The sequence below is a fragment of the Phycisphaerales bacterium genome, from assembly GCA_016716475.1.
Classification (GTDB): domain Bacteria; phylum Planctomycetota; class Phycisphaerae; order UBA1845; family Fen-1342; genus JADJWG01.
Genome location: JADJWG010000004.1, coordinates 226139 through 241787, shown reverse-complemented (window position 1 = coordinate 241787; position 15649 = coordinate 226139). Strand labels below are relative to the sequence as shown.

Below are 15649 nucleotides of genomic sequence, written 5' to 3'. Positions count from 1 at the left end.
GCGCGAAACGTCAGGCGCTGCCGCCGGGCGGCCCTTCGGCGCGTCGCCCGCGCAGAACGGCCCGGGACACTCAATTCTCGAACTGGAGCGGTGGGCGCTCGGCTTTGGGGCGGTACTTCTCGACAAGTTCGCGCAGCTTGGGCTGGTTCGGATCGAGCTCCAGACTGCGGTGCCAGGACTCCACCGCTTCATCACGCAGGGAGACGTTGGACGGATCGTCGAGGTACTGCGTCATCAGGACCACGCCGTAGCCGGCGCGGGCGGCGGAGTTACGCGGATCGAGCTGAATGGCGCGACGGTAGCTCGCGGCGGCGGACAGGAGATCCTGCATGCGCCAGAGCGTGTAGCCCATGCGCTCGTGTGCCGGGGAAAGGTCAGGGTGGCGCTCGATCGCGGCTTCGAGCGTGCGCCGGGCCGTATCCCACCGCTCCTGATTGAGATACACGGTCGCGAGGTTGACGAGGACAATGGGTTGCGCCTCATCGGCCTCCAGCGATTGCTTGTAGGCGCGAATGGCTTCGTAGTCGCGGCCAAGCGCGGCCAGGGCGGCTCCAAGGTTGCTGTAGACAAAGGCGTCCTGCGGGCGCAGACCGAGAGCCCGCTCGTACTCCGCGATGGCCTGTTCGAAATCGCCGGACTGGTGGTAGGCGGAGGCCAGTCGGAAGCGGTAGTCAAAGTTGCGCGGCTCCAGCTCACACGCCATGACGTAAGCGCGGATGGCCTGCGCGGAGCGCTGCAGCAGGCGCAGCACTTCACCGAACTCGAACAGCGGTGCGGCGTTATTCGGGTCGAGACGCACGGCCTCCTGTAATGCGGAGGCGGCCTCTTCCAGGTTGCCGGACTCCTTCTGCGCGAGCCCGAGTTTATAATGGCCCTCGGCAAAGGTGGGATCGAGGCGGACCGCTTCCCGAAACTCGGCAACGGCAAGCGCGTAGTTGCGGCTTGCCAGTGCGGCGTCGCCCTCGCGCAGGCGTTCGTTCGCGATCGGGCGTGTGAAGACACAGCCGGCGCACAGCAGGGCGCCAAGGCAACAGGCGAGTGCAAAGCAGCGAGGCATCTGGGGCGCTCCGTCTGGTCTACGAGTGATCTGCGGGCGGCGGACCTCGGCCACGCGGTGGGTAGCGCCGCTCGACACGGGTGGTACCGCACACCCACGGCACCGTCAATCCACATCGGCAGCTTCCAACGCGCGGCTGGAATGTTATTGGACGTCGCAGCGTGGCACGTGGATGAACTGTGGCCGCAGGGCACCGCGCTTCGGGCACGGCGCCGGACGATCGACCTCAGCGATTCCGACCCGCCCGCACATCGAAGGCGTCGCGCAGACCGTCGCCCAGGAAGTTGAGGGCCAGGAGCGTCAGTGAAAGAGCGCCGCAGGGAAACACGATCAGCCACCAATCAAACCGCACCGGGTTCAGCAGGCGCACCCCATCGGCCGCAAGCGAACCCCAGGTTGCCTGCGGGGGCTGCACACCCACGCCGAGAAAGCTCAAAAACGACTCCTGCAGAATCGCCTGCGGCACCGTGAGTGTGGCGAATACCACGATCGGACCAACGAGGTTCGGCAGGATGTGACGCAGGATGATCCGCGGCAGCGGCAGGCCCAGCGCGCGGGCCGCCTCGATGTACGGCTGCTCGCGCAGCGAGAGCACCTGTCCGCGGATCACGCGCGCCATGGTCAACCAGCTTACGCCGCCGATCGCGAGGATCAGCACCACGAAGCGCGTCATCTCGGAGTCCAACCACCCGGTGTGCTCGATCCACGCGCCGACCGAAACGGTAAAGAGCATCACCAACAGCAGTGTCGGCAGCGCGTAGAGCACATCCACCAGCCGCATCATCAGCTCGTCGAGTCGCCCTCCGACGTATCCCGCCACTGCGCCGTAGAGCGTGCCGATGAACACCGCAATGGCCGCCGACAGCAGCCCAAGCGCGAGCGAGATTGCCCCACCGTAAAGTGTGCGCCAGAGCAGACTCCGGCCCACGTCGTCAGTTCCGAGCAGGTATACGGCCGAGGGCGGGACGCGCGTCGCGGCGAGATCCTGCACCCGCATGCCGCTCAGCGACCACGGCAGCAACCCAAAGCAGACCGCCACCAGCGCGGCCAGCAGCAGCAGACTCAGCACCGCGGGGCGGTGCCGGCGAAAGCGGAACCAGACGGCGCTCGTGGGGGTCATGCGGCGCGTGCTCCGACCCGGATGCGGGGATCAACCAACCCGTAAAGCAGGTCCACAAGCAGGTTGAAACTCGCAAGCAGGAGGGCGTAGATCATCACGGTCGCGAGGATCAGACTCTGGTCGCGGTTGTTGATGGACTCCACCACGTGCGTGCCCATGCCCGGCACACTGAAGATTTTTTCCACGACAAACGAGCCGGTGTAGATCGCCGCGGCGGCTGGTCCGAGATAGCTCAGTACGGGCAGGAGGGCGTTGCGCAGGGCATGTTCGAACAGGACGGTGTGCGGCGCGAGCCCCTTCGCCTGGGCCGTACGGATGTAGTCCTCCGAATACGCGTCGAGCAGCGCCGCGCGTGTCAGGCGGGCGATGTAGGCCGCGTAGGGCAGGGCGAGCGTAACCGCGGGCAGGATGGCTTGAGCGGGTGAGCCCCAGCCGCCAACCGGCAGGGCGCCGAGCCAAACACCGACAACGATGAGGAGTACGGCGCCGATCACGAAGGTCGGCAGCGAGATTCCGACCAGCGCCAGCCCCACGGAGACGTGCTCGAGCCAGTGGCCGCGGCAGCCGACGGCAACGAGTCCACCGGCCAGCCCGAGCGCAACGGCGAGCCCCAGCGCCAGGGTGCCGAGTTGCAGCGAGACCGGCAGCGCAAGCCGCAGGATCTCGACAACCGTCCAGTCCTCGTACTGGTGAGCCGGGAGATCCTGATCCCAGAAGAGCCGTTTCGGCCAGAGCCAGAAATAGCGTTCGTACCAGGGAACAGGGGTAATGACCGCCGTCACGCTACCGTCGGCAGCGGCCACCGTGATAAGGCGGTCGTAGTTGAAGGCGATGCGTTTCTGCTGCAGAACCTCGGGGGGCAGCTCGCGCTCTCCACCCTCGAGGCCCTCGCCGGGGGTGGCCATGATGAGAAATACGGCGCAAGCATAGATAGCGAGTAGAAGCAGTGGAAAGGCGAGGAGCCGCTGGAGCGCGAAGCGGAGCATGGGGAGATTATGGCGGGAATGACTCGGCGTGGGAACGAGGTCACACGCCGGCCTTGCGATCCGACTTGGAGAAATGGCCGACTGCGGCCGGCCGTTACAACCTTACTCTTTCAGCGCCTCCCACAGAACCTCGGCCACGTCGAGTTGGCGCACGTTGTCCCGGGCGGTATCGGCCAGCCCGTCCGTGAGCATAGTCTTGCAGAAGGGGCAGGCCGAGGCCACCGCCTGTTCGACCGTGCGGGCCTGCGGCAGTGCCGTGACGAGCTGCTCGACACGGGCGTGATTCACCCGTTGCGCACCGCTTTCCTCTTCCTTCCACATCTGCGCGCCGCCCGCACCGCAACACATCCCGCGGTCGCGCCGTGCGACCGGCTCATGCAACGCAACCCCGGGGATCGCGGCCAGCACGGCGCGCGGTGCGTCGTACACGCCGTTGTGCCGACCAAGGTAGCAGGCGTCGTGGTACACCAACTCGAGCGGTACGGGGCGCACCGGTTTCAGGCGCCCGCTGCGCAGCAGTTCCGCCAGCAGTTCGGTGTGATGGACCACCTCGAACTTACCACCAAAATCGGGGTACTCGTGGCTGAGCGTGTTGTAGCAGTGCGGGCAGGTCGTCACGATCTTCCGTACCTGGTAGCCCTGGAGCGTGGCGACGTTCTGCTGAGCGAGCATCTGGAAGAGAAACTCGTTGCCCGCCCGCCGGGCCGGATCACCATTGCAGGTTTCCTCCGGGCCAAGAATCGCGAAATCCACGTCGGCCGCCTGGAGCAGTCGCGCGAATGCCTGTGCGATGCGACGCGAGCGGTCATCGAAGGACGGCCCGCAGCCCACCCAGTACAAGTACTCCGCGTCCGGCTTCTCGCTACGCAGCGGCACATTCAGCCCGGCGGCCCATTCGGCGCGGCGGTCGTTGGGGAAGCTGTACGGATTGCCGGCGTTCTCGAGCGCTTGGAACATCTGCTGCAACTGCGACGGCACCAGCCCCTGCTCCATCGCGAGGTTCTGTCGCAGGCCGACAATCTTGTCGATGTAGGTGATCAGGACCGGACACTCCTCCTCGCACGCTCCGCACGTTGTACAGCCCCACAGCACCTCGGGGTCAATCCAGGCCGGCACCAGGGCTTCATGGGCGCGCACCGCATCTGCCGGAGCCGTGCCCGACGTGTATCCGCGGACACCGTGCGGCCGGCCCGGGGCTTCGATGTCGGGCCCGCCTGCGGCGGTGGAGCCGTTCGTAGCCGGAGCGACCAGCGCCCGTTCGCGCAGGTAGGCATGATCCCGCAGCCCGATCAGCAGGTGCTTCGGCGACAGGAGCTTGCCGGTGCGCGTGGCCGGACACTGGTCGGAGCAGCGGCCGCACTCGGTGCAGGTGTACAGATCGAGCATGTCCTTCCACGAGAAATCCCGTAGCGTCTTCACGCCGAGTGTTTCCTCGCGCTCCACGCGGCCCTCGAGGTCGGCCACCGGTGCCAGGCGGCCGCGTGGCCCGAGCTGGCGCGCAAAGATGTTCGGCACGACGGTGAGGATGTGGAAGTGCTTCCCGTAGGGCAGCAGGTTCAGGAACAGCAGGACCAGCCCGGCGTGCAGCCAAAAGCCGAGGTGCCAGAGGACAGCATTGTCGCCCACCATATATGCTACCAGCGACGCGAAGGGCATCACGGCGACGAACGGCCCGCCAAGATGCCGGTGAATCTCGACACCTTCGTAGACGAGATCGGCGGCCATCATGGCAAAAATGATGCCCAGAATGAGCAGTCCCTCGCTGCTGAGCGTCAGGCGTGTGAGGCGCAGCACAACCCGATTCCACACGAAGACAACAACACCGAGGATCACCAGCACGGTGAATACATCGCGAAGCAGGGCATATGCGGCCCCGAGCGGCTGGTCCACGCCGAAGATCCACAGGTCGTATACGGGGCTGCCGGGCGGCACGAAACCACGCACCCACAACAGGATTGAATTCAGCAGCAGCACCACGAAACCGGCGAACACGAGCACGTGCGCCCAGCCCGCGGCCGCGTAGCGCGGCATGCGGTACTGCCCGAGCACGTAGCGCAAGACGCCCCCCACGCGTTCCCCCAGTCGGTCGCAACGCGACTCCGGACGTCGCGCCACCCGCAGCAGCCGCCAGCGACGCCACGCCGTGTAGCTGAAGCCCGCGAACGCCACCAGCAGCAGCAAGGTCATCGGGAGTGGCCCCATCCTGGTTCTCCGATCGTGTACCGACGCGGCGCGTGTCAGGCCGCGGCCGCAGACTCCGACGTGTTCGACCTGCGGACGCGATTGTACCGGAGGATGGGCTGCCGGGAATGCGCAGACGATGACTGCTGCGTTGGCCGCTTTTCAGATGGAGATGGGTGTCGGGTCGGCCTCCGGCTTGCAGCGGAAGCATACGCGGACAGGGTTACTGCTCATCCGCACTGCATGCACCCGCCTCCCTGCCGGGTTGCTCCAACCGCTCGAACTCGAGGCCGACACGATAGCTGCCGTCGGCTTCGGGGCGCTTGCAGACCACCTTGGCATGGGTGGCCACGCGCCAGACGGAGCCAGAGGCAAGCGGGATGTCGAGCGAGAGTCGCGCACCCACATGGGCGGATTTCACCGCGGACACGCGCAAGCCCGCCCCACCGGGGGAAATGTCGAGCAGTTCCCCGAAGCCGGTGTAGGGGCCCGAGGTCCACCGGGCCGGACCCTCCGCGGGAACCCGGATAAATCGCCGCCGATCCCAGTAACGCGTCAGCGTCAAGGCGCAACTCCTCTGCCCTCCGACCGCGGCACGCACTTCCCGCTTGGCAATCGCAGTAGACCGCTGGTCCGCTTCGGCGCAACTGGCAGTCAGCATGGTCTGCGGCTTGCTGAGGGGTTCGTCGGCCTGATTCGCCAGTCTGTTGATCAACGCTTGCCCAGGGCGTGCGTTGGCCGTAGACGGCGCGGGTTTCCCATAACTGGCGGGGCGAAATGGGTTGCAGGGAGGGGTTCCCGGCCGTGTACCGAAACCGCAGGCCGACACCCCCGGAAGCATCGGGGGGCTGTCAGATAAAAGACCCCGGTCTATGAGAGCAGCACGGCACGCATCGAATACAACCCGGGCGGACGTCCACCGATCCAGCGCGCGGCGCGGAGCGCCCCACGCGCGAATGCTGCACGCGAGAGGGCCTGGTGGCTGAGGGTGACAACTTCCTCTTCGCTGGCGAAGTGCACGTCGTGCGCTCCCACGATGGAACCCAGCCGGACCGCATGCACGCCAACCTCGCCCGCGGGGCGTGGCCCCACATGACCCCGTCGGCCGAAGACGGAGATCTCGGCGGCATCACGCTGCCGACCGGCCGCGACGGCGCGGAGCAGTGCATCGGCAGTTCCGCTCGGGGCGTCCACCTTGCGGCGGTGGTGGGCTTCGATGATCTCGACATCCCACGCATCACCGAGCCGGGCCGCAACATCTTCGACCAGCGCCAGCAACAGATTGACTCCCACGCTCATATTGGGCGCCCAGACAATCGGAATGCGTCGAGCGGCCTCCGCGAGTGTGGCTTGCTCCGCCGGTCCGAGTCCCGTCGTGCCACTGACGAGCGCGATGCCGCGCGTGGCACATGCCGCGACCCAGTGCATGCAGCCGGCCGGCAGGGTGAACTCGATCGCGACATCGACCTCGGACAATTCCGTGGAGATCGCTACTCCGACCGCTCCCACACCGGCACGGAGACCCGCGTCGGCTCCCAGGTGCGGGTCGCCGGGCATCGTCACCGCGCTGGCCAGGCGCAGCTCCTTCTCCTCCGCAAGCAAGCGGATCAGCGTCTGGCCCATTTGACCGGTGCAACCCACGATACCTACACGTACGCTCATCCGAGGGACTCCAGCAGTTCCGCCATCTCCGCCGCGGCATGGCGATCACCAACACGCTGCGCGGCCGCGATCCCCGCACGCAGGGTTTCCGCCGCCGCGGGGCGGGCCCCATTTTGATCTCGGTGCGGGCGCGCAGGTGGTAAGCGGCAACATAGTTGGGATCCCGCTCGAGCGCCGCGGTGAAGGCCGCACAGGCCTCCTCGAACCGCTCTAGCCCCAGGAGCTCAAGTCCGACACCGTAGTGTGCGAACGGATCGTTCGGATCGACCGCAACGAGTTTCTGTAGTTGTTCAAGGCGTGTGGGCATGGCGAATCTTCAGCCCTTGGGCGGTTGCTACTCAACGGAAAACATGAGTAAGCGGCAGCTCCCCGACCACCGTTTACGAGGAGTAATCCTAATGCCCCGCTCCCCAGAGGGGAGAAACCGGAAGCGGGGCGCATGACTTCGAATTCTCAACCCTGACCCCAACTCCATCCTGCCAGGAAGTTGGGGCTGGGAGAGCCGCTAATAACGTCGCGGGGCGGCCCCATCAAAGGAGTAGCCGCCGCCGGCACGGAAGTACTCGCGCCCGAGGGTCTTGATGCGATCAACCAGCGTCCGGGCCTGCGCCTCGGTCGTGAAGGCCTGGGTCGCCACAAGCTGCCAGTCGCCGGCACCTTCGAGCACCGCAGCCGGTACGCCATTCTCCGTGAGGTAGGCCGCGGCCCGGTCGGCATCGCCCCGCGCTGCACGGCGGAAGTACTGCACTAGCACATGGAACGAGCCGCGCTGCGGCGTGAAGGACGCCGGCGTCTCCAGGACGGGCGTTGGCCGCTGGGACTCCTGGGCCGTCGCCGTCGGCGTGTTCGTGCCGGAAATCATCGGCGTATAGGGCGTCGCAACAACACCCTCATTACCCCGCCCTTGTCCGGGTCGCAGGTCGCCGCCGCGTGACCCTTCGGTGGGTGTCGGCAGGGCATCAGGTGGAGCCGCACGCTGAACCGGTGTCGCGCTGAGTGCATCCGCGAGGGCCGCACTGCCCTGCTGCACATTCTCCCGGGGCGGAGCGACGGAGCTGCGCCCGGCCTGGAAAGAAGCGACGATAAGACACAACAGAGCGGCACCCAGCACCACAAGGTGCGGCCAGCCCAGCGCGAGATAGACGCGACCGGCGGCATAGCGCACACCACTCCACGACGTCTCGTCGAGGCCATCGAATGCTGCCATCCCGGCGGGGAGATCAACCGCTTCCGGCACGACGGCCGGTGCCGCCGGCGGCGTGGCCGAGGGTGGTGCCGGCGGTTGCGGGGTCCGGGGGATGAAGCTGCGCCCCTTGCCGCGGAGCGTCCGCGCATGCACCTCATAGAGGACCGGGCGATTCTTCCGTGGCGACATGGTGAGGCCTCCGTTCTGCGGCGCGGGCCCATCCGTGGGCGCACTCCACCCGCCTGCCGCAGTGCATTGTAGACGGAGGGCGGCCGGGCACAACTCGGAGCCGCGCGGAGAACGTCGTTCCCGCCACCCACAGCTCCCCGGCCGACCTTGCGAAACCGCGTCCCGCCCCCCCTAATACCGTTTCGGCACGCGGCCCCGGCCGCAGGCATCGCTAACCACTACCCCTCGCCGCGGAGAGCGCCATGAAAATCGGCATCGTTACCTTCACCGACGGACGAGCTCGCGTCGCCAAGGCCACCGAGAAAGACTGCCGCATGTTCCAGGAGCGGCTGGCCGATTACTTCCGCCGGAAGAAGCACGATGTCGTGATCGCGCGCAAAATTGTCTGGAACTATGAGACGGCGCGGGCGGAAGCGCGGCGTATCGCGCTGGCCTATCCCGACGTAGTCGTATTCAATTTCTGCGTCTGGTCGTTTCCGGATCTCACCGCGCAAGTCGCGAATCTGATGCCCGAAGTCCCGATCCTGCAGGTCGGCAACATACTGCCATCACACCCCGGCTGGGTCGCGTTCTTCGCATCGGCGGGCACGCTGGACGAAGTCGGCCGCCCCTTCGGCCGCGTGCTGGGCGACATCCGCAGGGCTGACGTTCAGCAGGAGGTGGACCGCTTCCTCGCCCGGCACGATCCCGATGAGCGGGCCCGCGGCGAGCGCGCCGCCGCGCTGCTCCACGGCCAGCGTTACGGGGAATTCGACGGCCCCTCGATGGGGATGTACACGGGTCACATCGACCCCTCGCAGTGGATGGACCAGTTCGGCATTCACGTCTACCACCGCGGGCAACTGCACCTCTGGCAGATGGCACAGCGGATCGCGCCGGAGCGCGTCGAAGCGGGTTTGAAGTGGCTCGAGAAGCACGCCGCGCAGATCCACTACGACGACAAGGTGCTGACGCCCGGGCTCGATGGCACGCTGGCCCGCCAGGTTCGCATGTATCTGGCGATGAAAGACTTCTGCAAGCAGGAGGGTATCGACTTCTGCGGTCTGACCGGGCAACTCGACATGACCGAGTGGCCGGACCTGTGCATCGCCGACGTGCAGGAAGCGCTGCTCAATGACATCAGCGACTGGGAGGATGCCGAGAAGAAACCGCTCATCTGTGCGACGGAGTGCGACAGCAACGGCGCGCTCACGATGCAGCTCATGCACCACCTGAGCGGCACTCCCGTGCTCTTCGCCGACTTGCGGCACTATCACGAGAAACTCGAGCTCTACGACCTCGTGAACAGCGGCCAGCACGCACCGTGGTTCGCCAAGCGCTCGAACCACGCTCGTTCCAACTGGAAAGAGTGCCACATCCGGCCAGCGTCCCCGTTCTACTTCCGGGGCGGCGGTGGCAGTGTGCAGTTCTACGCGGCTCCGGCGAAGGAGGTCACCTTCGGGCGGATTGTGCGGCGCCGCGGCCACTATCTCATGCACATCTTTACGGGTAGCTTCGCAAAACTGACCCGTTCGATGGAAGAGAAACTCGCCAAGCAGACGACATACGAATGGCCGCACGCATTCGCGAAGTTCGACATCACCCTCAAGACGCTGCGGCAGAACTACAGCAGCAACCATATCCACGCGATCATCGGAAACCACGTGGCGGCGCTGTCGGCGGCGTGTGAACTGCTGGGAATCGAGCCGGTCGTACTGCAGGAGTAGAATTGCCGGTCATGGCGGTGGAAATTGCCACTGCCCTGTGAGGTCCGGCGCCGGCGGGGCGGGGCCGCCGACGCCGACGCCGGCGCGCAGCCCGCCCCCTGCTTATGTCAAACGCAAAGGCCGCGCATGCGCCGCGACGAACTGCACTACGAACTACCGCCCGAACTCATTGCCCAGCAACCTATTACACCGCGCGATGCGGCCCGACTGCTGGTGCTGCACCGGGACACCGGCCGGATCGAACACCGCACTTTCCGTGATCTTGGTGCCTATCTCGATCCCGGCGACTGCCTCGTCACCAATGACACCCGCGTGATACCGGCCCGCTTTGATCTGGAGCGCGCGACGGGCGGACGCATCGAGGCCCTTTTTCTGCGCGTCGATTCCACGCCTGCGCCCGCACCTGGCGCGGCCGAGTGGATCTGCCTGCTGAAGTCGGCCGGCCGCCTGCGCCCCGGCGAAACGCTGGCATGCCGCGGGCATCCCACCCACCTGCAAGCCGTGGCGCGGCTCGAGCGGGGTGCCTGGCGGCTGCGACCGGACCCGCACATCGACCCCCTGACACTCTTGAGTGCGATCGGCGCACCCCCGCTGCCACCCTACATCCGGCGCGGCGTGAAAACGGAACCCACGGTGCGGGCGCGCGACCACGAGCGCTACCAGACGGTCTACGCCACACACCCGGGCGCTGTGGCGGCGCCCACGGCTGGGCTGCATTTCACCCCGGAACTGCTGACGGAACTAGGTGCGCGGGGCGTGGAGCGCGTACCGGTGACCCTGCATGTCGGGCTGGGTACGTTCGCACCGATCGAGGTGGAGGATCTGCAAGACCACCCGATGCACGCGGAATGGTACGAGGTGCGTTCGGATGCACTGACAGCACTGCGGGCGTGTCGGGCGCGCGGTGGGCGCATCGTGGCGGTGGGCACGACGGCGGTCCGCGTGCTGGAGTCGCTGCCGGAGGGGGTGTGGGCGGATGCAGCAGCGGCGTTCAGCGGCTGGACACGACTTTTTCTGTACCCGCCTTATCGCTTTCGCCACGTGGATCGGCTGCTCACGAATTTCCACCTGCCGGAGAGCACTTTGCTGGCACTCGTGATGGCCTTCGGCACCCGCGCCCAGGTGCGCGCCGCGTACGCGGCCGCAGTGGCGGAACGCTACCGGTTCTTCAGTTACGGAGATGCGATGCTGATCCTGTAGCCGGAGTGAATGCGTCGCCGAGTTGTACCGGAGCCGCCGTGCTCCGTAGAATCGCGGTGAGCGCTGCGGAAGGAGCTGGCACGATGATTGAGAAAGCCACCGTGGTCGGCATCGGGGCGATGGCAACCATCACCGCGCAACTGCTGGCGACGAACGGGGTGCGGGTGGCCCTGCTGGCCCGGCCAGAAGAGCCGGTGGACGAAATCATTCATGACGGCGAGAACCGCCGCTACCTGCCGGGCCTGCGACTGTCAGACCACATCACCCCGACGAATCATGCCGGGGCCGCGTTTGCACAGACGCAGTTGCTCGTGTCGGCCACCCCCTGCCAGTTCCTGCGCGGCGCGTGGCAGCACGTGGCGCCGGAGATTCCAGCGGGCGTACCCATCGCGAGCGTGACGAAAGGCATCGAAGTCACTTCGCGCTGCCGGCCGACGGAGATTCTCGCCGCGCTCTCCCCCGGGCACCCGCTGGCGGTACTCTCGGGGCCGAACATCGCGCGCGAGTTGGCGCGGTGCCTGCCCGCGACGGTCGTGATCGCGTCGGACCAGGCCGAACTCGCGACGCTGTTGCAGCAGATCTTCAACACCTCCTGGTTCCGTGTGTACACGAGCCCCGACGTGCTGGGCGTGGAACTGGCGGGGGCCACGAAGAACGTGATCGCGATCGCAGCCGGTATCCTTGACGGGCTCAAGGCCGGTGACAACGCGAAAGCCGCACTGGTGACGCGCGGCCTGGTCGAAATCACGCGATTGGGGGTCGCGATGGGGGCGCGGGCCGAGACCTTCAACGGGCTGGCCGGTCTCGGCGACTTGTTCACGACCTGCGTGTCACCCTATGGCCGCAACCGGACCGCGGGGGATCGCATCGGCCAGGGCGTGGCGCCGGAGCAGGTGGTCCGGGAGAGTCGAGCGGTGATCGAGGGCATTCCGACGACGCAAGCGGTGCTGGAACTCGCGCGGCGGCACCGGGTCGAAATGCCCATCACGCAGGCGGTCTACGAAGTGCTGTTCGAACATAAGCCGCCCGTAACCGCGATCACCGAGCTCATGAATCGCCCGCCCAAGGCCGAAGAGCCGCACCACGCGGATTGACTCGCCCGTACAAACCAGTATTGTGCCGACAGAACGTCGCTGTAGTTTGCACCGTGCGCTCGTTGGAATCCTTACGAAAGGCGCTGGTGTCCATGTCGCTCGACCCCCTCGCGTTGTCCGCCGCAATTCGCATACCCATGGTGCCGCCACGCATGCCCACACCCCATCCCAACGGAGACGCCTCGGCCGCCGTCGCAGAACTTGAGCGCGAGCTGATCGCGAGCCAGCGCCTGGCGCTGCTGGGTTCGATGCTCGCGATGGTGACGCACGAATACAACAACCTGCTGACGCCGATCCTGGCGCGTGTCGAAGCCGCGCTGAGCATGGACGAAGACGTCCCCTTCATGCGCAAAACGCTGGAGCGCACCCTGACGCAGTGCCAACGCGCCATCGCGGTAAACCGGCACCTGCTCGATCTCGCGAACCAGCCCGAGCGACCGGTCACGGTATGCAACCTCGCGGCAGTGGTGCAGGAAGCCATCGAGACGATGACCCGACCGGTCGAGAAGGACAGCATCACATTGCGCGTGGAAGTGCCGGAACACCTCCAGGTCGTCGCGCAACACGACCTGCTGTGCCAGGTATTGCTCAACCTGCTGCTCAATGCACACCGGGCAATGAGCGCGGTGAGTGGCGGGCTGCTCGTGGTGCGTGCGACGGAGCTCGCCGAAGCGGTGCAGATCGAAGTGCAGGACAACGGCTGTGGGATTGCCCGTGAACGGATCGACACGATTGTCAATCCATTTCTCGCGTCACCTCCCGGGCAACGCGCCACGGACTGGCAGGAAGTCGGACTCGGCCTGAGCGTCTGCCGCCTCATTGCGCGACACCATGGGGCGATGTTGCAGGCACGGACGAACGAGGGGCGCGGCTGCACGTTCACACTGCATTGGCCGAAGGCCGCCGGCGCGAATTAACACGGGTCAGCGCTGAACCCCATCGGCCGCTGAGGGCCGCCCACCCGAGCAGGACAGCGAAGGCGACCGACACGAGGATTCCTTCCTGCAACCCGGGCGGCGTGTACTGGAAGACGATGTCAACCGTTACACCCGGTGGAACCCGCACACCCATCAGCACGTCGTTCACCCGTTCGATATGCACTCGCCGCCCCAACCCTTGCGCGTTCCACCCCTTCAGCCACGCCCGCGCAATGACGACACGGGGCCACTGTTGCGGGGGCAGGGATTCCGCGGGGGGCAGGTCCGGCGACCACGAATCGACACGAAGACGGAAGCTGTGCGGGCCGGTTTCCCGGTACCGCACCGAACCCGGCACCGTGGCATCTTCGAACAGGGCATCGCCATAAGTCTCGGGCAGGGCGAATAGGCGCCAATCGGGCGGGACGAGCGCCACAAGTTCGCCCATGTCCGGCGCGGGCAGACTCGGATCGCAAAGCAGGATCCAGCCGACGTTGTAGAGCCGCGCCCAGCTCGTCTCGGCAAGCAACTCCGCGGCGCGCTCGGACTCCCCCCACGGCTTGAAGCCGAAGCGCGCCGCGTATCCTCGCGGCTGCAACGGACCGTAGTCGGTCAACGTCCGGATTCGGCGCAGCACATTCGTGTTCGCGACGGCCTTTTCAACCGGCTGAACATACTCACCCGGCAACCATCCGACGCGCCCATTCACGACCCACAACCGCGCACCGGACGCGCGGACAAGGTCCATCCAGCGGTCCGCCGCAGCACCTTGCGGTGCGGTGAGCTCTTGCGGTGTGCGCACCCCGCGCGGCATATCGAGGGTCCAGCCGATGATGGCGAGATCCGCCACCAGCACCACCAGCAGCACGGTGACGGGACGAACGGTGCGCCCGCCACGTACCGCCCAGGCGAGCACACCGAGCGACACCAACCCAACAGTCAACGGTACCCAGACCGCCGGACTCCACGGCAGGATCGAGCGAAACGCTACACCACGCCACGCCTCACCGAGCCAGGGTACGACGGGCAGCAGCAGGATGGGGGGCAGCCCCGCCAGCACCACCGCCGGCACCCACGGCCGGCGCGTCAGCCCTTGCAGAGCCGCCCGCACGCGGCTGCGGCGCGGCGACCGACCCCCGACCAGATCCTGCACCGTGTAGGCGGCCAGCGCAGCGAACGCCAGGTTCACCAACAACAGCGCCCGCGCCGGACAGCGGAACAGACTGCTGCCTGGCAACAGGTACAGCACCGGGCACACGGGTCCGAGGTACCCGATCGCGGTCAGCAGCCCACCGACACCCAGCACAAACCACCCCCGTCGAGCGGGCTGCCATCGCCCGCCGAATCGCAGGGCGTAGCAGCCCAGGATCAGCGTTAACCAACCCATGTAGCCGAATTGCTCGACCTGGTGCGACGGACCCCAATAAGACTCCGGGAAGAAGTTGGGCGTCCGTTGTCCGAAGATCATCGGGCTGACCCACCCCAGCAGCGCGGCCGGACTCAGACTGTTCTCGACGAAATCGAAGTAAGTCCGCTCGGTGCGGGTTGTGTCGCGAAGGAACAGGGCCGTGGGTAGCCACTGCACGGCGTACAGTCCGGCCGCACAAATACCTACAAGCACCCAGCGCGTCAGGATGCCGGACCATGCGGGGTGCCGCGCGCGCCAGCCAAGTGCCGCCAGCCAGAGCAGAGCTCCGCCGGTGGCGAGCAACGTAATCTGCACGTGGCCGGCGAAGGCCTGCAGCGCGATGACGACCGCCGCCACGGCCAGTCGCCGGCCGACCGGGTCGCAACGGCGGCCCTCGGTCGCGCCGAAAACGTAACGGCGCAGCGCCCAGAAGACCCAAGGTGTCCAGGCCGCGGCGTGCTGCATCGTGAAATGTACGCGGTGCGCCAGCATGAATCCGCAGAATCCAAAAGCCACCGCTCCGAAGACCGCGGCGGAACGACGCAGGCCTTCCGCCCGCAGCAGCAGGTACATACCCCACAGCGCCAGCGTGAAGTGCAGCCAGAGCGAGGCGGGGTACGCCACCAGCGGCGGCACCAGGGCGAAAAGCCACGTCGTGGGATACCAAAGGGCCGCTTGTGGATCAGCGGTCAACGGACGATCGAGGCCGCTCCACGGCAGCAGCCACGGCCACTCGCCGGAGGCGACCGCCTCGGCAAAGAAGACTCGCAGCGGAAAGTAGTACAGGATGTCGTCTTCGCCGGCCCCGAGCCCCGCCAAACCCCAGAGCGGAGCGAGCACCACGCCCGGTAGCACGATGAACAACCCCGCGATCAGCAGCCGGGCACCTCGCATGGCTGGGCATGGTAGCGAGGCGGGTGGCGTGGGGCGAGTTGCGGCGCGG

At 66.7% G+C, this 15649-nt stretch carries 12 protein-coding genes; 4 read left to right on the top strand and 8 right to left on the bottom strand.

Going from position 1 to position 15649, the window contains the following annotated elements:
* Positions 1-70: 70 nt before the first annotated feature.
* The 7 genes from IPM18_15050 to IPM18_15020 all read right to left on the bottom strand — a co-directional run bounded on the left by IPM18_15050 (position 71) and on the right by IPM18_15020 (position 8381).
* Positions 71-1057: a tetratricopeptide repeat protein gene (locus tag IPM18_15050; GenBank protein ID MBK9120896.1), complete on the bottom strand. Its 987-nt coding sequence runs from the start codon at positions 1055-1057 to the stop codon at positions 71-73.
* 226 nt (positions 1058-1283) lie between these two features.
* Entirely contained in the window at positions 1284-2177 is an 894-nt protein-coding gene (locus IPM18_15045) for an ABC transporter permease (protein MBK9120895.1), read from the bottom strand.
* Positions 2174-3163 (bottom strand): ABC transporter permease, encoded by a 990-nt coding sequence (locus tag IPM18_15040; GenBank protein ID MBK9120894.1) that lies wholly within the window; start codon positions 3161-3163, stop codon positions 2174-2176. The genes IPM18_15045 and IPM18_15040 overlap by 4 nt, the downstream gene beginning before the upstream one ends.
* A 102-nt stretch (positions 3164-3265) precedes the next feature.
* Positions 3266-5350 carry a (Fe-S)-binding protein gene (locus IPM18_15035; GenBank protein MBK9120893.1) on the bottom strand — a complete coding sequence of 695 codons (2085 nt, stop codon included), beginning with the start codon at positions 5348-5350 and terminating at the stop codon, positions 3266-3268.
* Between the two features lie 217 nt (positions 5351-5567).
* Positions 5568-5909: a PilZ domain-containing protein gene (locus IPM18_15030; GenBank protein ID MBK9120892.1), complete on the bottom strand. Its 342-nt coding sequence runs from the start codon at positions 5907-5909 to the stop codon at positions 5568-5570.
* A 305-nt stretch (positions 5910-6214) separates the two neighbouring features.
* Positions 6215-7006 carry a 4-hydroxy-tetrahydrodipicolinate reductase gene (locus IPM18_15025; protein ID MBK9120891.1) on the bottom strand — a complete coding sequence of 264 codons (792 nt, stop codon included), beginning with the start codon at positions 7004-7006 and terminating at the stop codon, positions 6215-6217.
* A gap of 505 nt (positions 7007-7511) precedes the next feature.
* Positions 7512-8381, bottom strand: coding sequence for a hypothetical protein (locus IPM18_15020; GenBank protein ID MBK9120890.1), 870 nt, complete (start codon positions 8379-8381; stop codon positions 7512-7514).
* Positions 8382-8623: 242 nt separating this feature from the next.
* Between IPM18_15020 and IPM18_15015 the strand changes: the two genes are divergently transcribed.
* From IPM18_15015 to IPM18_15000, 4 genes are all read left to right on the top strand, one after another.
* Positions 8624-10087 (top strand): fucose isomerase, encoded by a 1464-nt coding sequence (locus IPM18_15015; protein ID MBK9120889.1) that lies wholly within the window; start codon positions 8624-8626, stop codon positions 10085-10087.
* 126 nt (positions 10088-10213) lie between these two features.
* Positions 10214-11287 (top strand): tRNA preQ1(34) S-adenosylmethionine ribosyltransferase-isomerase QueA, encoded by a 1074-nt coding sequence (gene queA / locus IPM18_15010; protein ID MBK9120888.1) that lies wholly within the window; start codon positions 10214-10216, stop codon positions 11285-11287.
* A gap of 83 nt (positions 11288-11370) precedes the next feature.
* Positions 11371-12381 (top strand): NAD(P)-dependent glycerol-3-phosphate dehydrogenase, encoded by a 1011-nt coding sequence (locus IPM18_15005; GenBank protein MBK9120887.1) that lies wholly within the window; start codon positions 11371-11373, stop codon positions 12379-12381.
* Between the two features lie 92 nt (positions 12382-12473).
* Positions 12474-13298: a HAMP domain-containing histidine kinase gene (locus tag IPM18_15000; GenBank protein MBK9120886.1), complete on the top strand. Its 825-nt coding sequence runs from the start codon at positions 12474-12476 to the stop codon at positions 13296-13298.
* Here IPM18_15000 and IPM18_14995 read toward each other — a convergent pair.
* The gene (locus tag IPM18_14995) at positions 13261-15600 is read right to left on the bottom strand and encodes a hypothetical protein (GenBank protein MBK9120885.1); all 2340 of its coding nucleotides are present in this window, start codon (positions 15598-15600) and stop codon (positions 13261-13263) included. The two genes, IPM18_15000 and IPM18_14995, sit on opposite strands and share 38 nt — an antisense overlap.
* Positions 15601-15649: the final 49 nt, after the last annotated feature.